This window comes from Hyphomicrobium sp. GJ21 (assembly GCF_001006785.1).
Taxonomy (GTDB): domain Bacteria; phylum Pseudomonadota; class Alphaproteobacteria; order Rhizobiales; family Hyphomicrobiaceae; genus Hyphomicrobium_B.
This window is the reverse complement of the sequence record NZ_CDHO01000003.1, coordinates 1,378,972-1,399,663: the sequence shown is the minus strand read 5'-3', so window position 1 is coordinate 1,399,663 and position 20,692 is coordinate 1,378,972. Positions and strand designations below refer to the sequence as shown.

The window sequence follows — 20,692 nt, the reverse complement described above, 5'->3', positions numbered from 1 at the left end:
TGCCCAACGCGGCGATGCCGAGCACCAGCGCCGCGAGGAGCAACAGGCCCAGGATGTCCATGGCCCACATCATGCCGTTCATGCCGCCGCCCATCATGGCCGGTGCTCCGCTTCAAGCCGGTGGGTGCGGACCGCCGCCTTGGCCGGAAGCCGCCAGCCTTTCACCAAGCCGTAGATGGCGGGGATGACGATGAGCGTCAGCAGCGTGGACGAGACCATGCCGCCGATCATCGGCACGGCGATGCGCTGCATCACCTCGGAGCCGGTGCCGGTGCTCCACATGATGGGCAAGAGACCCGCCATGATAGCCACCACCGTCATCATCTTCGGCCGGACGCGCTCCACCGCGCCGACCATGATGGACCGGTAGAGGTCCTCCCGCGTGAACGGCCGACCTTCAAGCAGGCACTCGGCCTGGACCTCGCGCGAGGCGTGGTCGAGGTAGATGAGCATCACCACGCCGGTTTCGGCGGCAACGCCGGCCAGCGCGATGAAGCCCACCGCCACCGCGACCGAGAGGTTGAACCCCAGCCACCACATCAGCCAGAAGCCGCCCACCAGCGCGAACGGCAGCGACAGCATGACGATCAGGGTCTCGGTCAGGCGCTGGAAGTTGAGGTAGAGCAGCAGGAAGATGATCATCAGCGTCACCGGGACGACCATCTGCAGGCGCGCTTCCGCCCGTTCCAGGTACTCGAACTGACCCGACCACACGAGGTAGGTTCCCGGCGGCAGCTTCACCTGCGCCTCCACCGCCTTCTTGGCGTCGGCGATGTAGCCGCCCAAATCGCGGTCGCGGATGTCGACGTAGACGTAGGTCGCGAGCTTGGCGTTCTCGGTGCGGATGGTGGTCGGGCCTTGGGTCAGCCGGATGTCGGCGACCTCGCCCAACGGCACCGTGCCGCCGCCGGGCAAGGAGACCACCACGTCCTTGGCGATGGCCTGCGGGTCCGAGCGGAGATCACGCGGATAGCGCAAGGCGACCGTATACCGTTCGCGGCCTTCGACGGTGGTGGTGATCGGCTCGGCGCCGAGCGCCATCGAGATGACGTCCTGCACGTCCGAGACCATCAGGCCGTAGCGCGCCAGACGCTCGCGGTTGGGGACGATCTCGAGGTAATAGCCGCCCATCACCCGTTCGGCATAGGCGCTGGAGGTGCCTGGGACGGTTTTGAGGACGGTTTCGACCTGGCGGGCGACGCCATCCATGGCGGTGAGGTCGGTACCAATCACCTTGATGCCCACCGGCGTCCGGATGCCGGTGGACAGCATGTCGATGCGGGCCTTGATCGGCATGGTCCAGGCGTTGGAGACCCCGGGGAACTGCAGCGCCTTGTCCATTTCGGCGACCAGGCTGTCGACGGTCACGCCGGGGCGCCAGTCCTCCTTGGGCTTGAGGTTGACCACCGTCTCGAACATCTCGGTCGGCGCCGGGTCTGTGGCGGTCTGTGCGCGCCCGGCCTTGCCATAGACCGACGCCACCTCGGGGAACGACTTGATGATGCGGTCCTGGGTCTGCAGCAGCTCCGCCGACTTGGTGATCGAGATGCCCGGCAGCGTGGTCGGCATGAACAGCAGCGTGCCTTCGTTGAGGTTGGGCATGAACTCGCTGCCGACCTTGGTCACCGGCCACACGGACACCGCGAGGATCAGCGCCGCGAGCACGATGGTCAGCGTCTTCGCCCTGAGCACGCCCTTGATCACCGGTCGGTAGACGGCGATGAGCGCCTTGTTGATGGGGTTCTTCTCCTCGGGGATGATCCGCCCGCGCACGAAAATCACCATCAGCGCCGGCACCAGCGTCACCGACAGCAGCGCGGCCGAGGCCATGGCGAAGGTCTTGGTGAAGGCCAGCGGCCCGAACAACCGCCCTTCCTGCGACTCCAGCGTGAAGATCGGCAGGAACGACACGGTGATCACCAACAGCGAGAAGAACAACGCCGGACCCACCTCCGCCGCCGCGTCCACCAGGATCTGGAGGCGCGGTTTGCCTTTGGGTGCGCGCTCCAGGTGCTTGTGGGCGTTCTCGATCATCACGATGGCGGCGTCGATCATCGCGCCGATGGCGATGGCGATGCCGCCGAGGCTCATGATGTTGGAGCCGAGGCCGAGCGCCTTCATGGCAGTGAACGCCATCAGGATGCCGACCGGCAGCATCAGGATGGCGACCAGCGCGCTCCTGAAGTGCAGCAGGAAGATGATGCACACCAGCGCCACCACCACGCTTTCCTCAAACAGCGTGTGCTTGAGGGTTTCGATGGCGCGCTCGATGAGCTGCGAACGGTCGTAGACGGGCAGGATCTGCGTGCCCGCCGGCAGCGACGGCATGATCTCCTTCAGCCGGTCCTTGACGTTGTCGATGACGGTCAGCGCATTGGCGCCCGAGCGCTGCAGGGCGATGCCGCTGGCCACTTCGCCTTCGCCGTTGAGTTCGGCGATGCCGCGCCGTTCGTCGCCGGCCAATTCCACACGCGCAACGTCTTTCAAGAGGACCGGCGCGCCGCCGTCGGCCTTGACCACGATGTTCTCGAGGTCGCCCACGCCCTTGAGGTAGCCGCGGCCGCGCACCATGAACTCGTGCTCGGACAGCTCCAGCGTGCGGCCGCCGACGTCCATGTTGTTGCCCCGGATGACGTCGCGGATCTTGTCCAGCGGGATGTCGAGGCTGCGCAGGCGGCTCGGGTCGACGATGACGTTGTACTGCTTGACGAAGCCGCCGACGCTGGCGACTTCCGCCACGCCCTCGGCTTTAGACAGCCCGAAGCGGACGTCCCAATCCTGCATGGAGCGCAGGTCGGCGAGGGATTTGTTGGGCGCCTGCAAGGCGTATTGGTAGACCCAGCCCACGCCGCTGGCGTCGGGGCCGAGGGTCGGCGTCACGCCGGTCGGCAAGCGCTTGGCGGCGGCGCTCAAGTATTCCAATACGCGCGAGCGCGCCCAATAGATGTCGGTGCCGTCTTCGAAGATGATGTAGACGAAGGACACGCCGAAGAACGAGAAGCCGCGCACCACCTTGGAGCGCGGCACGGTGAGCATCGAGGTGGTCAGCGGATAGGTGACCTGGTCCTCCACCACCTGCGGCGACTGGCCGGGGAACTCGGTGTAGACGATAACCTGGGTGTCGGAGAGGTCGGGGATGGCGTCGAGGGGCAAGGTTTTCACCGCCCACACCCCCGCCACCACCGCGAAGGCGGTGGCGATGAACACCAGCATCAGGTTCTTCGCCGACCAGGCGATCAGGCGGCCGATCATTGGCTGGCCTCCGTGTTGGATGGCATGGTGGGCGAAGCCGCCTCAAAGCCTTTCAGGGCGGATTGCAGGTTGCTCTCAGCGTCGATGAGGAAGTTGCCATTGACCACCACCTTGTCGCCTTGCGTGAGGCCGCTCAGCACCTCGCGGAAACCGTCGCCCGTTCGCCCGAGCTTCACGTCGCGCGGTTCGTAGCGGCCATTGCCCAGGTCCACCAGCACCACCTGCCGGTTGCCGCTGTCGATCACCGCGCTCGCGGGAATAGCCAACGTGTCTGCGTTGCCGCCGGTGGCGATCTCGACGTTGCCGTACATGTCCGGCAGCAGCGCCATATCGGGATTGGGCAACTCGATGCGGACCTGGGCGGTGCGCGTTTCCTTCATCAGGTGCGGATAAACAACCGTGACCTTGCCCGCGAAGACGCGGCCGGGATAAGCGCGCATCATCACGTTTACGCGCTGGCCGGGCTTGACCAGGGCGATGTCCCCTTCGGCCACGTCTGCCATCACCCACACTACACTGTGGTCGGCAATGCGGAAGCCGACGTCGCCCGCCTTGAAGCCCTGGCCGTCGCTCCAGTTGCGTTCGAGCACGTCGCCGCTGATGGGCGCGCGGATGGTGAAGGTGTCAGGCACCTGCCGGTTGCGCTTGACCTGGTCGATGAACTCCTGCGTGACGCCGAGGTTTTCCAGCCGGCGGCTGGCACCAACCACGCCACCGGGACCCTTGAGGCCGGGGGGCGTGAATGCGTCGTCGCCGCGCACGAAGCCGGAGTTCTGCTCGATGAGCAGGCGCGCGGCCTGGTCGAGGATGGCCTGGCCGAACACCGTCGCCAGCACATCGCCTTCCTTGACGTGCGTGCCGGTGGTGACGTCGCTGACTTTCACGACGTATCCGTCGAACTTCGGTGCCACCACCGCGACGCGGCGCTCGTCAATGGCGACCGACCCCGGCGCCTGGATGGTGCGGGTCATTTGGTGGCGGCCGACTGCTACGGTCTCGACGCCGGTGCGCTGGATCTTGCCCGGAGAGACCTTGATGGAGCCGTCGTCGCTGTCCTCGCCCTCGTAGACCGGGATGTAATCCATCCCCATGCTGTCTTTCTTCGGCACCGGCGAGGTGTCCGGCAGGCCCATCGGGTTGCGGTAATACTTGATCTTCTTGTCGCCGGATGACGCTGCCGCTTGGGCAACTGCATCGGTCTTGGGCTTGGGCTCGAGCGACACGTCCTCGCTGGCGAGCACGGCCACATAGGCTTGGCCGCCGTCGGTGTTGCGCGGCGTCAGCGAGTAGAACGGCTTGCCGTTCGGGTCGCGGTAATAGATGACGGGCCCGCTGGCGGCGGGGTGCGCCTCGGTCATCGCCGCGGCGGTCATCGGCAGCTTGAGCAGGCCAGTCTGGCCGGCCCACAAGCCGGCTCCCGCCGCAGCGACAATCGCTGCGACGGAAACCAATGCCTTGAGCGGGCTCATTGCACGGCCTTGAGGATGAGCTTGTTCTCGACCGTGCCGGTCTCGCCCTGCACCTTGGCGCCCAGGGTCAAGGCCCAATCCCCGGCCATGCCGAGGTCGGTCTTGAACTTGTAGACGCCGGGCTCGGTGGATGAGACCGCTTCGATCGGCGCGGTCATCATCTCCATGCCGTCGGGGCCCATGTCGATGCGCTTGGCGAAGATCACCGCATCGGCGATGGCGCGCCCGGAGGGCTTGTGGACCAGTTTCACCGCGATGACCGCAGCGCCGGCCTTCACGTCCTTGTCGAGAAGCTGGAACTCGTAGTCCTTGGTGTCAGCCATCGCCGAACCGGCCATGGCCATGAGCAACGCGACGCCGACGGCGGCCGCGCGCAATGAGTAACTTTTCATGATGGTATCTCCTGTTGTCGTGAACCGGCGCGGGCCATCATTGGCCGACGCGCGCGAAGCCACGGCGTCAGCCGCAGCCGCAGTCACGCCCGATGGGCGCGGTTCAGACGCTGGGAGGTCGGAGGAGCGGAGGGATCAAGGAGCCGGTGGTGACGGCGACCGGCAACGGCACAAGGCGCTCGGCGATTACGTCACGGGAAAGCCGCGCCTCGGAAATCGGGGCGGGCAAGGGCTGGAAGCACTTCACGAGGCAGCTGCCCATCTCCGGGCAGACCTTCTGCGGGCAGTCCGGGCACGACTTCATCGGCTTCTGGCAGGGCATCTCGCCCTTGGCATCGGCCATCGTCATGCCGTGGGAGACTGTGGCGTGGGTGCCCGCCATGGCCAGCGCGTAGGTCGCGGTGAGAGGCATGGAAATGAGAGCCCCGAGCATGGCGAACATGCCGAGCGTCACGAACCAGCGCTGGAAAAAGCGATTCCTCACCAAATCAAACTGCCATAGCTTCAGCTGCGACGCAACATAAGCTCTGGCCCAACACTGACCAATGAATAATGCGTAATGCCGGCTTCTCAGAAAATGGCCTTGTCGCGGTTGAGTGCATTGTCGAGGCCTTTCGCCCCCGCCAGTCCCTTGGCGCCCCTGAAAATTGTCCCGTAAATATTGGCGCCGGCAAAGTCGGCTCCCGCGAGCTCCGCGCCGCTGAGATCCGCATTGGACAAATCGCTTCGGGTCAAGATGGCCCCCTTGAGATTTGCGGCGGCCATATTTGCGAAGATCAGGTTGGCGCCGGTGAGGTCGGCGCCCTCCAGATTGGCGCCGCCGAAGAGCGCGCCGGAAAGGTCGGTCTGCTTCGGCATCTTGAATTGGTTGCGCTCGGTGCCGAGCCGGGCACCCGCGAGGTTGGCGTTGCGGAAGTCAGCGCGGCTCAGCCGGGCAAAGATGCGGGCGCCGGACAGATTGGCGCCCACGAAGGTCGGCGCATTGGCGGCGGGCGCCTCGAAGGTCAGCGATCCCACCGCATCGAAGAGCGTGGCGCGGGAAAGGTCCGCCCCATTGAAATTCGCTCGCGCCAACGTCGTGCGGTCGAGCTTGGAACCCGCCAGCTTGACGCCCGCGAGGTTCGCTCCGGAAAGATCGTCACCCAGCAGGTTGGCGCCGGCGAGATTCGCGCGCTTGAAGTCGACGCCGCTCAGGTCAAGCAGCGACAAATCTTTTCCTGAAAAGTCGGGTGGTGCGTCCGGCCTGGCATCAAACAGTTCCTTGACAACTTGGTGCAGCGGAAGCTCGGCGCCGGTCAGTTGAATTGGCGCGATGACAAGCCCGATGAGCGCACAGATGGTTCGCGCGTTCTTCCTGCCAAGCCTTTGGAACTTGTCTGCCTTCTCCAACCGCCCGCCTTGCTAAGGATTGCTTCACATCATGCAGCAGCCCGTTCCCAGCAGCAGGTCTGCTTTCTTCTTTTGGTCGTCGTTCAACGTCTTGTAGAGCGCTTCCGTCGCCGGCACGATGGCTTTCATGCTGTCGAGCATGCCTTGCATCGCCTGGATGTGGATCTGCATACGATCAAGTGCGGTTCCGGTTTGCATGCCCTGCATCATCGACGTGTGCATGGTCTGCATCGTCGTTGCGCGGTCCTTGAGGGCTTTCACATAGTCATCCCAGGCCTGGGCCTGCGTATCCGAGATTCCGAGTTCGGCCTTCACATAGGCGAGCTGGCCGTCCATCACCGCACCGTAGCCCATCATCATGCCGGGGCCCATCAACCCGTAACCCATCATGCCCGGACCCATGCGGTTGGACCATCCGCCGGGCCCCATCATTCCCCAGCCCATCATGCCGTTCGGGCCCATCATGCCCTGGCCCCAGCCGTAGCCCATCATGCCCTGGGATTGGGGACTTTGGGCGAGCGCCACGGGGGCCAGCCCCATCGCGAGCACCATGGAGAGGGTGGTTAACTTGACTGCCTTTGCCATGATTGAAACTCCCTGGTTATGTTTTGCGGGAATTTGCGCCGTGCACCTCCCAAACGCCTTGACGTCGCTCAAACCTTACAAGGCTGTGACACGCGCTAGGCCAGACGCGCTTCCTCCCTCTCCATCCAGGCTTGCCGCAAGATCTGCGTGGATGAGGTGAGGAAGACGCAGGCCATGATGCCCGCCACCACCAGGTCGGGCCACGCACTGGCGCTGCCCCATACGCCGAGCGCGGCGATCATCACCGCCACGTTGCCGATCGCGTCGTTGCGCGAGCACAGCCACACCGACCGGACGTTGGCGTCGCCGTCCTTGTAACGCAGCAGAAGCAGCACGCTCGCGAGATTGGTCGCCAACGCCAGCACCGCGATGCCGCCCATGATCTCGGCGCGGGGTAGCCCAAGGATGAGAACGTGGTAGAGCGTGCTGCCGAACACCCACAGCCCCATCAGTGAAAGGCTCACACCCTTGACCAGCGCCGCACCGGAGCGGACCTGCAAGGACTTGCCGATCACCGCGAGGCTGATGCCGTAGGTGAGCGTGTCGCCGAGGAAGTCGAGTGCGTCGGCTTGCAAGGCCTGCGACGCCGCAAGCTGGCCTGCCGCCATCTCGACCAGGAACATGATGCCGTTGGCGGCGATCACCGTCCACAGCACGCGCTTGTAGCGCGGGTCCATGCCGTCGAAGCGCGGATTGCCGTGGCAACCGCAGGCGGAGGATTGGCAGGTGTCGGTCATGTTCGGGCCTTTTGTTTCCATGACCGCGAGCGTACAATCTCTAGCGACTAGAGGAGCAAGAACTTTATGACCGACCTCATGGCCATCGGCGATTTGTCACGCAAAACCGGGGTGAAAGTGCCCACCATCCGCTACTATGAGGGCATCGGCCTCCTGCCGCCCCCGCCGCGCAGCGAAGGCAACCGGCGCCTTTATGGCGCCAAGGCGGTGGATCGCCTGCGCTTCATCCGTCACGCGCGGGAGCTGGGGTTCGAGGTTGAGGCCATCCGCGAACTGCTGGACCTCGCGGAACAGCCACAGCGCTCTTGCGCTAAAGTCGACGCGCTGGCGCGCGAGCATCTCCGCAGCATCACCAGCCGCATCGAGCGCCTGACCGCGCTGAAGGTCGAGGTGGAAAGCATGATCAAGGCCTGCGCCAAGGGCCGCATCGCCAAGTGCCGGATCATCGACACCCTCTCCCACCACGAACATTGCCTGCACGCGGAGCATTGACCATCACCCTCTGGCCCACGCCCTCCGCCATGCCGCGAACTCTGACGGCAGCACCTTGTATGGCGCGATGTTGCCCTCGTGGAGCGCCAGCAGCTCCGACTCCACCATCTCGATGAAGCGCGCGCGGTCGGAGGCCTTCACATCTTCCGACCGCCGGTCGATGAGCTTCCTGGCCTCCGCTTGCCGCAACGGCCCGCGCACGATGTCGGCTACGGTGTTGAGCACCAGGCTGCGGTAGCGCAGGCGAACCGGATCGGGCTGGCTGATGGTGTGGCGTAGGGCGGCGTACTGGTTGGCCGAGCGCTGGTAGGCCCAGATGTAGACGTCGCGGAACAGCTCCACGCGGTGGAACTCGTAGATCCCGAGCATCCCCTTGATGTAGGCCTCCTCCGGCACCTCGATGAAGGACAACGGAGAGAGGTTGCGGTTGAGGAACGGGATGTTGGCGGAAAGCCGCGACACCCGCTTGTTCACGTCCTCGAAGGGCTGCAGGTACGGCAGGTGCACCATGACGAAGAACGACTGCTCGAACGGGTCCTTGATGGCTGAGGCCTTGGCGAGGATCGCGTTGAATACCTCGTCGATCGCGGCAGGCACCGCCAGCGGGGTGTAGGCAGAGCCCGCGATGCTCACCGGGACGTTACGGATGGTGCCCGCCGCGCGCGGATTGCCGAGCAGCCCCTCGGCCAGCAGCGCGTGCAGATTGAGGATGGTGTAACGCGTGAATTTCTGCGGCTCGGTTGAAGTCACCAGGAATTCGATGGCGTTCTTGTGGTTGAGGATCATCTGCGCGTCTTGCAGTGACTTGCCCTCCGCCGCCTGGCCGAAAGCGATGAGCCGCTGCGTGTCCAGCAAGCTGTAGGTGTTGCCCTCAAGGCGGCTGGAGTTCCAAGACAGGTCCACCAGCAGGCGGTTGAGGATGTCTCGCGCGTAGGTGCCGGCGGGCTTGGCGCCGGTGACGGGGCTTTTGCCGATCTCTGCAAGCGTCTGCCGGTCCTCCTTCGACAGATAGAAGGTGGTGTTGGGAACGTAGGCGTCGAGGAAGTCCCTGTTGTAGCCGACGGCAAGGCGCTGATCCGCCGGAATGGCCAGCAGGCGTTCGATCCCTTCGCCTGCGGCCGATAACGGTATGTGGCGGGGATCGGCATTCTTCGGCTTGAGCCGGTAGCGGGCCCCCTTGGTGATGCCTTCCACCAGGATCTCCCCGCCATCCACCAGCTCCTGCAGCCGGCGGCTCAAGGTGCGGGGCTTAATGTCGTAGCGGCCGAGGGCGGCCCTGAGTTTTCCCATCGAGAGCGCCGTACCATCCTCCCCGAACGCTTTACGGATTCGGTCCGCTTGTTCTTGTACGGCTGGGGAACGCTTCACATGCGGGACTTTCCTTCAAATTGGAATTTACCCGGCCCCGTCCAAACCATCAATTAATTGCGCCACTATTTGTCGGAATTGGTGGCGTAATTAGTGGCGCAATTCATCAATGGTTTGAAATAAAACGAATATAGGAAATCACTCGCGGATTGCTCCACTTCATAAGTTCCGAAGGAAAGAGTCCGAAGGTATGCGACACCTCCGCATCATATCGAACTATATGATTAGATGGATAATCGCCCCTTCTGCGATTCATTCGAGAGCAACCCAAACGCGCCGCGAACGATTTTTGATTGCCTGCGATTCGGCGATACTCTAAATATTGCCCCCGTATGAAAGACCCACGCTCCCTGAGTTACACCGCCATCGCGCGGCACTGCGAGACCCTGAAGGCCCGCCTCGCCGAGTACGACACCCTCAAGCGGGATTACGATTTATACCAACAATTGCTGAGCAACTTCGACAAGATCGAGGGCGACCTGTCCACCGGCGAAAGCGATCGCCGCGCTGAGCGCACCAAGTTCGTTCCCGACCTGAAAACCCAGAAAGGCGTCGCCTACACCATCATCGAGGCGCATCCCGAGGGTATCACCCAAGAGGGTATCATCGCGGAATTCCCCAAATACGGAATGACGGTCAAAGCTTCCTCCCTTTCTTCCCAGCTGAGTGCGCTGAAGAAGAAACACCACATCAAAAAGGTGAGGAGGTTGTTCATGATCAAAAAATAAACCCACCCGCTTTCGAGAACCGAGTGGGTATATGCGATGTGGTCCTAGCTGGGATCACCACATCCCTATATCCCAGAATTCTCCGACGCTCAAGCGGCGCTTGAGCGTATTTTTGTGCCCAACAAATAACCCAACGGAAGTTACAGATGTGAATTCTCTACCGGCTTACCGCCAACTCTCCATCCTTCAATGCTTTATTGAAGGCAACAGTATCCGAAGCAGCGGCCGCCTCAGCGGCGCCAGCCCCACCACCTGCCTGTCCCTGCTCAAGCGCGCAGGCGTGGCGGCCATGAAGATCCTCGACCAGCACGTCCGTGATGTCCCGTGCAAGCGGATTGAGGCTGATGAGGTGTGGACCTACCTTCGCGTCAAGCGGGACAACTTGAAATACGCGCAACGTGGCCAGGACGGCGGCGACGTGTGGCTGTGGGTGGCCCTTTGTCCAGACACCAAGCTGGTGGTCAGCTGGAAGCTGGGCTGCCGCGGCATTCCCACCGGCACCGACTTCATGCACGACCTGCGTGGCCGACTGAGAAACCGCATCCAGCTTTCCACGGACGGCCACGACGCCTACTTGGCGGCGGTGGAGGCGGCCTTCGGCAAGGACATCGATTATGCGCGCAAGGTGGTCTTCACCGACCGCATCACCAACCGGCCCTCGGCGGTGATCCAGGTCATCAGCGGCAGCCCCGACCGGGAGCTGGTCGGCACATCGCATGTTGAGAGGTTTAACGGCACGCTCAGGAATATGTGCCGACGGTACTTCCGCAAGAGTTTGGCGTTCTCAAAATCCATGGAGAATCACCAGTATGCGGTGGCGCTCAACATGTTCGCCTATAACTTCTGCGTTGTGCACGGGAGCCTCCGCGTCACGCCGGCGATGGCGGCGGGCATCACCGACCACGTCTGGACGCTGAGCGAATTGCTGGCGTTCTTGGAATAGTGCGAAGGCTGCTCGGAAGACAGGCCCGGAGCTTCGGAACCGGGCCTTTTGTTTGCGCTCAAACTGTTACAGTGGCGGACAGGCCACCCTCAAACTAGAACACTACCCTCGATACCCCCGGTCACGAAATGGAACGTCGTCCCGCCCTCCATCACTATGGGGTCGCGCGCGTGGTGGGTGAGGATAAAGGTCGGCGCGTGATAGGGAGGATTGTCGCCCCACCAACCGCGCCAGTCGGGGCCGCCCCAATTGTCACCGGCAGGACCGAACATGTTGCGGCCAAGGATGAACGCGCCAAAACCCGACATCGCGTCATCGGCGAAGCGGTCGTCCGTTCCTCCTTCTTTACCGATCATCGAACGAAAGGCGCGCGTCTCGTAGAACCACTGATGCAGGTCCCGGCCACCTATGCCCAACGGGTGATCGAGAGACTGCGCGGGCCCCGCACCATAGCCATCGATCGACACCGCAAACCCCGCCACACGAACTTTTCCCAAGACCTTCTCCCCCGCTAATCGCCAATCCTAACGCAGGGCAAGGACGCCCAGGAATCGGCCAGCCCGACAAAGCGGCAAATTAAAATTTCCACGACCAAGCCACTCAGTTCCAATAAGCATCCGAACGTCCACGAGAGATCCGTCTAGCCACGCACTTCCAGCAACTGTTCCCAATCCGTCGTGTAATGCCTGCTTTTCTTTTCGGCCCTGAGGCCCCACCGTTGCTTGGTGCCGGACATCGCGAAGCTCACGGTGCCGCGGCCATGGTCGAGGTTGAGACGGTCGATGGTGCGCATCAGCGTTTTGCTTTTGGTGGAGTCCGGCGCGGTCCAGAGGTCGGCCTGGAGGGATGAGGTCTCGGTGAGGTCGGAGAGTTCGACCCCGGCCTTCTTGTAGCGGTAGCCGTCCCTCCAGAGCTTGTGCGTGAGCCACATCGCGGCCCGCAGTAGGCGGGCGGTGTCGGCGGTGGCGATCGGCAGGTTGATACTGAAGGCGTTATTGTACTGTGGGTCGTTCGGCTTGAAGACGTTGGTGGTGACGAAAACACCGAGCCTGTTTGCGTTGAGATGCTGGCGGCGGAGTTTGGCGGCGGCGCGCTCAGTGAAGCTGCCCACCGCTTCCTCAAGCTCGGTGAGGGTTGTCACTTCGCGGCCGAAGGACCTGGAGGCGATGATCTGCTTGTTGGCGGGGTTCACCTCGACCAGGTGATGGCAGGGGATTCCCCGAAGCTCCAGCACCATCCGCTCCACCACCACACCGAAATGCTTGCGGACGAATTCCGACTCGGCGTCCCGAAGCGCAAGCGGGGTCTCAATGCCAAGCGCGCGCAGGCGCCTGTCGAGCCGGCCGGCAATGCCCCAGAGGTCGGTGAGGTCGAGGGCTTTGAGGGCCTCGGTCTGATCCTCTCCCGTCATCAGGCTGCACACGCCGTCCCACTTCGCGTTCTTCTTGGCGGTGCGGTTCGCCACTTTCGCCAGCGTCTTGGTGGGGGCGATGCCGACGGACACCGGAATGCCGGTCCACTGGACGACCTCTTTGCGCATGGCGGTGGCGTGGGAAATGAGGCGCTTCTCGAAGCCTTCGAACGAGAGAAAGGCCTCGTCGATGGAGTAGACCTCAAGGTTGGGCGTGAAGGTCTTGAGCACCGTCATCACGCGGGCGGAGAGGTCGCCGTAGAGCGTATAGTTGGAGGAGCGGGCGATGACACCCTTCTTGCTTTTGCAGAGGTGCCAGGGTTCACCCATCTGGACGCCAAGGGCTTTCGCTTCGTTGCTGCGCGCTATCACGCAGCCGTCGTTGTTACTGAGGACGACCAGAGCGACCTTCTGCAGTTTTGGCTGAAACAGCCGTTCGCAGCTGGCGTAGAAATTGTTGCAGTCAACAAGGGCGATGGGGTGGGTCACGCGAACATCCGGATGCTGTTCTTGATGACGCCCCAGACCTGGAATTCGCAGTCCTCTGTGAGTGGTATCCGCTTGTAGTTTTCGTTCTCGGGCTGGAGCCAGGCCGCCCCATCCTTGATGCGGTAACGCTTGATGGTGAACTCACCGTCCACAATGGCGAGGATGATGGCGCCGTCTGTTGCGGTCAGCGCGCGATCGACGACCGCGATGTCGCCGGGGTAGATGCCGGCGCCGATCATGCTGTCGCCGGCGACCCGCACCGCGAAGGTCGCGGCGGGGTGGAGGATCAGCAACTCGTTGAAGTCGAGGGGACGGTCCAGGTACTCCTCGGCCGGGGACGGGAAGCCAGCCGGCACCGGGGTCAGCGCAAACGGCACCCGCGCAGCCGTGCGCGGCTCAACCGCATATACTGAAGACAACCTCGCCATACCCATCCCGACACCCCCGTATGAAATTCGTACGGTTCATGGTTTGTTCCAATCGGCGTTCCCGTCAAGAGGGGAACGACATTCCAACCAGTTAGGGGTATCCATTATCGTACTCAGGAGCAATTCTGTGGACGGCACCGGCTTTGGTGTTGTGTCGACTCGCCCGCCCCGTGATTGCTCGTTCGGCTCCGCAGATCATTGGCGTGAATTGCGAGCCCCGTCCGGACTACCCGGCGCTGGACCCTCCGGCGTCGGGTTTTTTGTTGGGTCTTTGCCCGTCTTGACTGTCAATTCGTTAGCCACCGCTCCTCATCACGTCGGCGAGGTTCCCGCCAAACATTTCGTACATGATGAGGAACAGAAAAGGGCCAAATGCGATGCAGAAGAGCACGATGACCAAAGGGCCTGATGGAAAACTTGTGGTAACGTATGAACGTGCCGCCGCCATCATCGGGTGCGGAACACGCTCAGTGGAGTCGCGGCTGCTCGGCAACAACCGCCGTCACTAGCGCGCGGCATACGCGTGGAATGTTGTGGTCTGCGGCTGGAACAGCAGACGCACGGTGTCCGTCGGCCCATTGCGGTGTTTGGCGATGATGAGCTCTGTCACGCCCTTCAACTTCTCGATCTGGTCCTGCAGCTCCATGAGCTTCCGGCGCTCGGAATCGCTTGCGGCAGTGCTTTCGCTTCCTGCGCCAAGTTGTTGTCTAAGATAGTATTCGGGGCGGTAGAGAAAGGCCACGACGTCAGCGTCCTGTTCGATGCTACCACTTTCGCGCAGGTCGGAGAGGGTGGGGCGCTTGTTCTCGCGGGATTCCACGCTGCGGGAAAGTTGCGAAGCGACCAGCACCGGAATGTCCAGGTCGCGCGCGATTTGCTTGAGGCCCATGCTGATGTCGGACACTTCCTGCACCTTGGAGAGTTCGCTGCGCTTGCTGGGCGAGGTGGCGAGCTGAAGATAGTCCACCACCAGGAGGCCGATGCCATACTGCCGCTTCATCTGGCGCGCCCGCGCGCGCATCTCCTGCACGGACATGCCGGCCTTGTCGTCGACGTGGATCGGAAGATCGGCAAGTTCGCCTGTCACGGCCGCAAGACGGCTGATGTCCGCATCGGTCAGTTGCCCGCTCGCGATCCGCTGGCCATCGATGCCGGCGGCGCCGGCCGCCATTCGCTGCACCAGCTGACGGCTGGACATCTCGAGGCTGAGCACCCCTACCGCCGCACCGTGCGGCTTTCCCTCGACCAGCGCCTTGGCCGCGTTGTGCGCGATGTTGAGCAGCAGGCTGGTCTTCCCCATGCTGGGGCGTGCGCCCAGGATGACGAGGTCGCTGCGCTGGAAACCTCCAAGAAGCTTGTCGAGATCGACGAGGCCGCTGCCAATGCCGATGATGCCGCCGCCCGCGCGCTTGGCTAGTTCGGCCTGCGCGTACATCTCCCGCAGGCTGTCGCGGAGCGGCCTCATGGTGCCGGCGGTGCTGGAGCTGGTCAGGCGATACAATGCATCGCCGGCCCGTTCGATGACCTCCTGCGTGCGCTCCCGGGTGTCGGCATTTTCCGCCTCGACCTTGAGAGAGTCGGACAAGCCCATCAGCTGACGCTGGATGCTCGTTGTTTGAATGACTTGCGCAAGGCTCTTGATGTCACCCGCAAGGCCCGCGTTTTCGAACATGCTGGAGAGGTGGGGGTAGAGGTCGTTTTGCGCATTGAAGGTTGTCGACTTCAACTGCTGTGCGATGTTGATGGGGTTCGCCTCCACCCCTGAGGTGTTGATGATGCGCTCGATGGCTTCGAACACGGCCGCGTGCAAAGGAATGTAGAAATGCTCGGGTGTGAGCTGCCCAGCAATCTCATCGTAGCAGCGGTTGTTGACCATAAGGGCGCCGAGCAGCGCCTGTTCGGCGGCGACGCTATGGGGTGTGGCCTTGAGCGCGACGACATGCGCGGCCTTCGCCGCGGACATCCCGACCGCCTTCGCTTCTCCCATGGGCCGAGATTGACGGAAATCCGCCGAGGTGTCTCGTAAGCTGCCTCTTCGGTGGGCACACGTTCTCGCCACTCATTTCAATAAAGCGTGGCACATTTGGTTCGCCTCAACCCACAGGTCAGATCGCTTTCGCCTTTTATCCGAAGCGCATTGACGCAACTTTCCACCAGCCACTCGATCCCAAACTTCTGTCATCCGCATCGTTTCCGTCATCGACGCCCGACGGGACCTCACATCTCTTTGAAACAGGGGCTTTGCAGCCGCGCCTTTTGATCCATTCAAATTTGACCATTTAAACAGCAATAAAGTCGACCTGTCAGTTTCCCCCTTTGCACGCTTCCGCATAATCATTCGCAAAGAAAGCGAGATGACTGGCGCGGCGGCCCTTGCCCCTGTTGGAGGATGGTCAGGACCCTGATGCTCTCGCAGCGCGCGTGGCTTATCACCTCTACCGGCTTGGGATCACCACCACACGTCTCACCCAAGCTGAGATGTACCGGGAGATCGCCCGACAACTCCGACGTGGTTCAATCATGCTCAGCATGAAGGACGTAAATGAACTTGCAGCGGCCCTCCAGATGGATGAGCACGAGCTTTCGCGCCATCTCACGGAAGACGAGAAAGCAGAATGGGCTTTCTACCGCACATCAGCACGGCAGGTGACAGAGGTTTGGCGCCGTGTGGCAGAGGCTTCGACTGCGCACAACTACAGCCAGCGCCAACTGGGTGAACTCCTTGGCATGTCGAAAAGCACAATCAACGGCGTGATCCGGGGAGACAGGAAAACACCGGTACTCAATTGGCACGATGCTGCGAAGATCGCCAATGAGTTCGACCTTCCCGGAGGCGCGGACACATTCATTTCCGCGCTTTTACCTAAGGAAAATGCGCAAGAAAGCTGAAGTTCGCTAATTGGCCGCGAACCTTTGAGTTGACCAAATCGCGCCACAATCGCGTCTTTTTGCATGGTATTTTTCATCACCCGGTGCTGCGCCGCTCCCGAGCGGATGCGGTGGCAACGGGGTCCCCGTCCTACCCTCCCGTATGTCCGTGCTCCCTAGCCGGACGTGAGCCTTCGTGCCTCTTGGTCGAGCGCGCGGCACCACCCGACGTTTGGAATTTGAGGGAGGTGTTGGACCATGCCGCTTGAACAAGAACTTCTCGCGTTGTTCCGCTTGCCGGAGCTGGAGAAGCTTCACCTCATCCTCAAGACGCATGAGACGCCGCCGATCACCTGGCTGATGGCGAAGAGCTTCACTCTCCTTGAACTTCGCCATCCCCGCCAGCTGCTGCGCGCGGGAAAGGAGGCGAGGAATTGCCTCGGGCGCGAGGAGCTGCCGCTTGCCCGCTACTGGGAGGCCGTCGCGCGCGATGAAATGCGGGTGTTCGAAATCCGGCACCGCCTCAAACTGTGCGCGCTCTTCACAGTCGCAAGCAGAGCCTACCATGAATGGCAGTTCCTGAAGTTTCCAGCAGGCCTCCAAACCTTCGTCGATGCCTGCGTTGACAAATTGAATACCGAATACGGCCCTCTTGCCGATTGCATCAACGAAATCGCACTCGGCAGAGATCACGTCGTCTATCCCTGTTTCGAGGAGGCGCAGCCCGGTACCGAGCATCTCATCAGCCCGCAGCTCATTCTCCGGAGCCACCGATGACCTGCGTCAGCACAAACACGCCGAGCCTGCGGAGAAAGATTGCCAACGTGCTCGACGGCAAAACCGTCTGTGGCCTTCACCGGCACGCACCGATCACTTACCCGCGAAATCCTGGCCGATTCAGCACTCTCCTGCGCTGGACGGACCAATTCCTCACGCAGAGACCCGATGCCACCGAGGACGAGCTCACCGCTGTCATTCGCAAGCTTGCGCTTTTCATCATCAGGCGTGGGCGTGATGACTATTTCCCCGAGGAAATCGTCGACGGATTGGCTTGGTTTGCAAGTCATCCCGAAACCATTTCGTCGAAGCTTGGATTTGGCAGCGCCGCGCGGCTAGGGCGCGATGAGCACATCCACCGCCTCCGCGAAAAAGCCCGCCGGGCGTGGACTGTCTTCCGCGCGGATATGCGAGTGCCGGAACCCGCACCGGTGGTCTGGGCCCATGCTGGAGGCTTCACGCTCTCCGAGCTTGTGCATCCCCACCACCTCCTCTCCAGCGGCGGGCGGGCGGGCAACTGTCTCGCGGGACCTCGCTTGGCCTCCGGCTACTGGCTGCGCATCGCAGAGGGGCGCGGCAAACTTTTCACGGTCACCCAGGGTGAGCTTCTCTGCGCGCTCTTCATGCTCCGGGGCCCCGACCATGTTGAATGGAGCTATGTGCACACGCCGGATGGCGTGTGGGACTTCATCTCCCATTGCGTGGCGCTGCTTGACCAGTGCCTCGGCCAACACAGCGGGAGCGGGCCGTACATTCCTCATCAATATCGCTGCGAAGAGGCTTCAACGCCAGAACAGCAATGCAAAGAGAACGACGAGATCTAGGAGAAGGCGATGACCAGCAGCCAGAAACTTTCCTTGTCACGGCGCGGCTTCATGGCGGGGGCAGGTACGCTTGCCATCGCGCCACCAGCCATCAGCCTGCCCGCCGCAGCAGACGACGTCTCGCAGCCGAGTTCGCCATCAACCACCGAGCAGGAGCTGCTCGACGTCATGCGCATAAGGCCGGCCTCCACGACCTTTCCGCTACCGTCAAACCAGATGGTCGCCCGGGATGCGGTCTCGCTCACCACCATGATCCTTGCGGCGGAGCGGATGGTGGACATCATCTCGCGCCGTGCCGAAATCGGCCCGGGCTCACCCGCACGCACGCGCGCCCTGTTAATGCTCCTCCGCTACGTCCACCGTGACGTGGGATTGCCCGCGCTCATGCCGGACTTCGTTCACCGCGTCGAACTCGCGGCCCACTACCTGTCCCACCGGCCCGATCTGATTTGGCCGGGCACGACAGACCTAGCCCCCTGGATCGAGCCAGGACGCGCGCTTCCCCTTGCGCCTCCCAACACCTTTCCATCCCGGCACACCAGGGCAGTGTTTACGACTGATGAAACTTGGCAGACCTGCCACCGCCGATACAATGACTGCCCTTCAGGGCCGGTGGTGTGGCAGTCGGATTGCGGACGGAACCAGCTCCACGCGGTGGACAGCCCCATGGGCGTCTACGTCACTGGCGTGGAGACCAACTCACCCATCGCCTATCAGTTTGCCAACCCACCGATCCGCACCAGCGCCTTCCGCTACCCGGATGACCTTGAGCACCTTCTCTTTTGGCGGTTCATCGCGTCGGGTGCCTACGCGCTTTATGCGTTCAAGGTGGATGGCCGCACCAGCGGTTACTTTGCAGTGTGCGCGGGCACTCTGTTCGATAGCGCCACAAACCGGATCGTTCGTGGCAGCGCGCGGACCGATTTCGTCCGTTCGATGAGCGTCGCCACGAGGGACCACGGACCGCTGCTATCGTGCCCCCATAAAAACCCGCACCTCACGCTTGAGCCTGCGTTCTCGGATATGGCCCGCACACAATTTGGAGCGCCGTGGCCCGAACCACCACATCGGTTCGTCATTCCACGCGATCGCGGGGAGGTGGTTTGATGTCCGAGCAAGATAAGCTTTCCCGCCGAAAATTCGCATTTGGCAGCGGTGCATTAGCATTGATGCCGTCTGCGTCGGCAATCACCGGCAAGATAAAAGCGCCGCCGATTGTTCCACCCATCACGCTTGAAGACCAGATCAACAACGTCAAGCGTGGTTGGACCGCCGATGGCTTGCCTGCATTGCACACGGCGACCAGCAACCCGGAAAACGTGCGGGATTATTGCCGTGTCAGCCACGTCGCGGGCACGTTGCTCCGCGACCTCGACGGCAAGCTCCCGCTCGATGACCGGGCGCGCACGCTCATCATCAGCAAGTGCATCCACCATATCTCGCTGCCGGCCGAGCCGGAGACGCTCGCCTGGCTGTGTGCCGGTCTTTATCTCGCCCGGAATCCCGATGCCCTCTTCCTGCCGCTGACGCTCTATGACTATGCGGCCAAGTGGGACAGCCTTGCCGAAGCCCTGGAGCGCGAAGAGCAGCAGCAGACCCTCGCGATGCTCGAGGCGTTCCGCGCAGAAATGTGTGCGCCACCGCCGCCCGTTTTATGGACCGACGGCTCGCTGGAGTTCGTGAAGCTCACGCATCCGTTTCACGTGTTCGAGTCCGGCTACCGCAGCCTCGCCATGCTGCTCTATCTCCGTGGTGAAGACGCCTACGCCACGAATGCCGACGAAATCCGCCTCTTGTCGTACTGGCTGCTGATCCAGAAGGGTTGTTGCCTGATCTACTCGCTCCGGCACGACAGCGACTTCAACCATGCCGCAACCATCATCCACACGCCGGTGCGCACCGTCGTGCACACGCAGCATGACGAGGCCCACTCCACGTTGGCGGAAATCGCCGCGTGGATGCGGCTGCGGCACGGTCCACGCCACTTCATGGCGACCAAGAGATTCCGCGACACCTTCCTCTCCGAGAAAGCCAATGAAGCCTGTTTGCCCTGGGGGCCCGACAATGACATCCGCAACCGCATCACGGCACACACGGCTCAAGATGGCTGGCGCATTCGCGCTCGCCGGCCAGCGCCCATTGACGGCTGAGGCGTGCCCCAATGCCCAAGACGCTGACGGCACGCTCCTGACCTTGGAGATTCACGCATGAAGAAACCGGATGTCTACGCGCAGCTCCTCAACGTGATGGAGGGCTACACGGCGGACGGAGAATCGCGCGGCAAACCAATCGTGCTTGCCGTCAACAACATCAATGTCAGCGCCATGGGCATCATCCTGGTGGCACTGTTCAGCGACCTCGAACAGCACATGCCCGAGGAGATGGCGCTCGACCGCGTCCGCACCGCCGTCATCCTCGTCTTCATCCGCTGGCTGAAACTCACCGGCATCACATCGCAGCGGCGGCTCAGGCTGATGATGAAACGTGTTTGCCTGCCCACGGCGCATTGAGCGGGCTTTGTTTGAATTCTTTTGATTATC

20 protein-coding genes and 1 pseudogene are annotated in these 20,692 nt (G+C 62.4%); 9 read left to right on the top strand and 12 right to left on the bottom strand.

Going from position 1 to position 20,692, the window contains the following annotated elements:
• Positions 1-93: 93 nt before the first annotated feature.
• From HYPGJ_RS14975 to HYPGJ_RS14945, 7 genes are all read right to left on the bottom strand, one after another.
• Positions 94-3,252, bottom strand: coding sequence for a CusA/CzcA family heavy metal efflux RND transporter (locus tag HYPGJ_RS14975; protein WP_046847839.1), 3,159 nt, complete (start codon positions 3,250-3,252; stop codon positions 94-96).
• Entirely contained in the window at positions 3,249-4,721 is a 1,473-nt protein-coding gene (locus HYPGJ_RS14970) for an efflux RND transporter periplasmic adaptor subunit (protein WP_046847838.1), read from the bottom strand. Before HYPGJ_RS14970 ends, HYPGJ_RS14975 begins: the two co-directional genes overlap by 4 nt.
• The gene (locus HYPGJ_RS14965) at positions 4,718-5,113 is read right to left on the bottom strand and encodes a FixH family protein (protein WP_046848456.1); all 396 of its coding nucleotides are present in this window, start codon (positions 5,111-5,113) and stop codon (positions 4,718-4,720) included. Before HYPGJ_RS14965 ends, HYPGJ_RS14970 begins: the two co-directional genes overlap by 4 nt.
• 103 nt (positions 5,114-5,216) lie before the next feature.
• On the bottom strand, positions 5,217-5,597 hold the full coding sequence (locus HYPGJ_RS14960; protein WP_046847837.1) for a hypothetical protein: 381 nt from the start codon (positions 5,595-5,597) through the stop codon (positions 5,217-5,219).
• A gap of 86 nt (positions 5,598-5,683) precedes the next feature.
• Complete coding sequence (locus tag HYPGJ_RS14955) at positions 5,684-6,502, bottom strand: pentapeptide repeat-containing protein (RefSeq protein ID WP_052750924.1); 819 nt, start codon at positions 6,500-6,502, stop codon at positions 5,684-5,686.
• Between the two features lie 24 nt (positions 6,503-6,526).
• Positions 6,527-7,087, bottom strand: a complete 561-nt coding sequence (locus HYPGJ_RS14950) for a Spy/CpxP family protein refolding chaperone (protein ID WP_046847836.1) — start codon at positions 7,085-7,087, stop codon at positions 6,527-6,529.
• A gap of 95 nt (positions 7,088-7,182) precedes the next feature.
• Entirely contained in the window at positions 7,183-7,824 is a 642-nt protein-coding gene (locus HYPGJ_RS14945) for a cation transporter (RefSeq protein WP_083984193.1), read from the bottom strand.
• Positions 7,825-7,890: 66 nt separating this feature from the next.
• On the opposite strand from HYPGJ_RS14945, the gene HYPGJ_RS14940 reads away from it, so the two are divergent.
• Positions 7,891-8,316, top strand: a complete 426-nt coding sequence (locus HYPGJ_RS14940) for a helix-turn-helix domain-containing protein (protein ID WP_046847834.1) — start codon at positions 7,891-7,893, stop codon at positions 8,314-8,316.
• A 3-nt stretch (positions 8,317-8,319) separates the two neighbouring features.
• Here HYPGJ_RS14940 and HYPGJ_RS14935 read toward each other — a convergent pair whose 3' ends face one another.
• Positions 8,320-9,606 (bottom strand): Fic family protein, encoded by a 1,287-nt coding sequence (locus tag HYPGJ_RS14935; protein WP_083984145.1) that lies wholly within the window; start codon positions 9,604-9,606, stop codon positions 8,320-8,322.
• Between the two features lie 410 nt (positions 9,607-10,016).
• Here HYPGJ_RS14935 and HYPGJ_RS14930 point away from each other — a divergent pair, with 410 nt between their 5' ends.
• Together HYPGJ_RS14930 and HYPGJ_RS14925 are read left to right on the top strand one after the other, a co-directional pair.
• Complete coding sequence (locus tag HYPGJ_RS14930) at positions 10,017-10,412, top strand: hypothetical protein (protein ID WP_046847833.1); 396 nt, start codon at positions 10,017-10,019, stop codon at positions 10,410-10,412.
• A 148-nt stretch (positions 10,413-10,560) separates the two neighbouring features.
• Positions 10,561-11,355, top strand: a complete 795-nt coding sequence (locus HYPGJ_RS14925) for an IS1 transposase (RefSeq protein WP_046847832.1) — start codon at positions 10,561-10,563, stop codon at positions 11,353-11,355.
• A 98-nt stretch (positions 11,356-11,453) separates the two neighbouring features.
• On the opposite strand, the pseudogene HYPGJ_RS14920 reads toward HYPGJ_RS14925, so the two are convergent.
• The 4 genes and pseudogenes from HYPGJ_RS14920 to dnaB form a co-directional block, all read right to left on the bottom strand.
• Positions 11,454-11,852, bottom strand: a pseudogene (locus tag HYPGJ_RS14920) (dihydrofolate reductase); the annotation flags it as partial.
• 143 nt (positions 11,853-11,995) lie between these two features.
• The gene (locus HYPGJ_RS14915) at positions 11,996-13,255 is read right to left on the bottom strand and encodes a Y-family DNA polymerase (protein ID WP_046847831.1); all 1,260 of its coding nucleotides are present in this window, start codon (positions 13,253-13,255) and stop codon (positions 11,996-11,998) included.
• Positions 13,252-13,689 carry a translesion error-prone DNA polymerase V autoproteolytic subunit gene (gene umuD / locus HYPGJ_RS14910; protein WP_244466175.1) on the bottom strand — a complete coding sequence of 146 codons (438 nt, stop codon included), beginning with the start codon at positions 13,687-13,689 and terminating at the stop codon, positions 13,252-13,254. Before umuD ends, HYPGJ_RS14915 begins: the two co-directional genes overlap by 4 nt.
• Positions 13,690-14,188: 499 nt before the next feature.
• Positions 14,189-15,646 carry a replicative DNA helicase gene (gene dnaB, locus HYPGJ_RS14905; RefSeq protein ID WP_046848451.1) on the bottom strand — a complete coding sequence of 486 codons (1,458 nt, stop codon included), beginning with the start codon at positions 15,644-15,646 and terminating at the stop codon, positions 14,189-14,191.
• A gap of 419 nt (positions 15,647-16,065) precedes the next feature.
• On the opposite strand from dnaB, the gene HYPGJ_RS14900 reads away from it, so the two are divergent.
• The 6 genes from HYPGJ_RS14900 to HYPGJ_RS14870 all read left to right on the top strand — a co-directional run bounded on the left by HYPGJ_RS14900 (position 16,066) and on the right by HYPGJ_RS14870 (position 20,662).
• Complete coding sequence (locus HYPGJ_RS14900; RefSeq protein ID WP_143440540.1) at positions 16,066-16,572, top strand: helix-turn-helix transcriptional regulator; 507 nt, start codon at positions 16,066-16,068, stop codon at positions 16,570-16,572.
• Positions 16,573-16,809: 237 nt separating this feature from the next.
• Positions 16,810-17,328 (top strand): hypothetical protein, encoded by a 519-nt coding sequence (locus HYPGJ_RS14895; protein WP_046847829.1) that lies wholly within the window; start codon positions 16,810-16,812, stop codon positions 17,326-17,328.
• Complete coding sequence (locus HYPGJ_RS14890) at positions 17,325-18,152, top strand: hypothetical protein (RefSeq protein WP_046847828.1); 828 nt, start codon at positions 17,325-17,327, stop codon at positions 18,150-18,152. Before HYPGJ_RS14895 ends, HYPGJ_RS14890 begins: the two co-directional genes overlap by 4 nt.
• Positions 18,153-18,161: 9 nt before the next feature.
• A complete protein-coding gene (locus HYPGJ_RS14880) occupies positions 18,162-19,259 on the top strand; it encodes a hypothetical protein (protein WP_143440539.1) in 1,098 nt (365 codons plus the stop codon).
• On the top strand, positions 19,259-20,302 hold the full coding sequence (locus tag HYPGJ_RS14875) for a hypothetical protein (protein WP_046847825.1): 1,044 nt from the start codon (positions 19,259-19,261) through the stop codon (positions 20,300-20,302). Before HYPGJ_RS14880 ends, HYPGJ_RS14875 begins: the two co-directional genes overlap by 1 nt.
• 57 nt (positions 20,303-20,359) lie before the next feature.
• On the top strand, positions 20,360-20,662 hold the full coding sequence (locus HYPGJ_RS14870) for a hypothetical protein (RefSeq protein ID WP_046847824.1): 303 nt from the start codon (positions 20,360-20,362) through the stop codon (positions 20,660-20,662).
• Positions 20,663-20,692 lie beyond the last annotated feature (30 nt).

What these genes read in the sequence shown, in the direction of transcription:
- HYPGJ_RS14975 (WP_046847839.1), bottom strand. Translation starts at nt 3,252, where the DNA reads ATGATCGGCCGCCTGATCGCCTGGTCGGCGAAGAACCTGATGCTGGTG.
- HYPGJ_RS14970 (WP_046847838.1), bottom strand. Translation starts at nt 4,721, where the DNA reads ATGAGCCCGCTCAAGGCATTGGTTTCCGTCGCAGCGATTGTCGCTGCG.
- HYPGJ_RS14965 (WP_046848456.1), bottom strand. Translation starts at nt 5,113, where the DNA reads ATGAAAAGTTACTCATTGCGCGCGGCCGCCGTCGGCGTCGCGTTGCTC.
- HYPGJ_RS14950 (WP_046847836.1), bottom strand. Translation starts at nt 7,087, where the DNA reads ATGGCAAAGGCAGTCAAGTTAACCACCCTCTCCATGGTGCTCGCGATG.
- HYPGJ_RS14945 (WP_083984193.1), bottom strand. Translation starts at nt 7,824, where the DNA reads ATGACCGACACCTGCCAATCCTCCGCCTGCGGTTGCCACGGCAATCCG.
- HYPGJ_RS14940 (WP_046847834.1), top strand. Translation starts at nt 7,891, where the DNA reads ATGACCGACCTCATGGCCATCGGCGATTTGTCACGCAAAACCGGGGTG.
- HYPGJ_RS14935 (WP_083984145.1), bottom strand. Translation starts at nt 9,606, where the DNA reads ATGGGAAAACTCAGGGCCGCCCTCGGCCGCTACGACATTAAGCCCCGC.
- HYPGJ_RS14930 (WP_046847833.1), top strand. Translation starts at nt 10,017, where the DNA reads ATGAAAGACCCACGCTCCCTGAGTTACACCGCCATCGCGCGGCACTGC.
- umuD (WP_244466175.1), bottom strand. Translation starts at nt 13,689, where the DNA reads ATGGGTATGGCGAGGTTGTCTTCAGTATATGCGGTTGAGCCGCGCACG.
- dnaB (WP_046848451.1), bottom strand. Translation starts at nt 15,646, where the DNA reads ATGTCCGCGGCGAAGGCCGCGCATGTCGTCGCGCTCAAGGCCACACCC.
- HYPGJ_RS14895 (WP_046847829.1), top strand. Translation starts at nt 16,810, where the DNA reads ATGCCGCTTGAACAAGAACTTCTCGCGTTGTTCCGCTTGCCGGAGCTG.
- HYPGJ_RS14890 (WP_046847828.1), top strand. Translation starts at nt 17,325, where the DNA reads ATGACCTGCGTCAGCACAAACACGCCGAGCCTGCGGAGAAAGATTGCC.
- HYPGJ_RS14880 (WP_143440539.1), top strand. Translation starts at nt 18,162, where the DNA reads ATGACCAGCAGCCAGAAACTTTCCTTGTCACGGCGCGGCTTCATGGCG.
- HYPGJ_RS14875 (WP_046847825.1), top strand. Translation starts at nt 19,259, where the DNA reads ATGTCCGAGCAAGATAAGCTTTCCCGCCGAAAATTCGCATTTGGCAGC.
- HYPGJ_RS14870 (WP_046847824.1), top strand. Translation starts at nt 20,360, where the DNA reads ATGAAGAAACCGGATGTCTACGCGCAGCTCCTCAACGTGATGGAGGGC.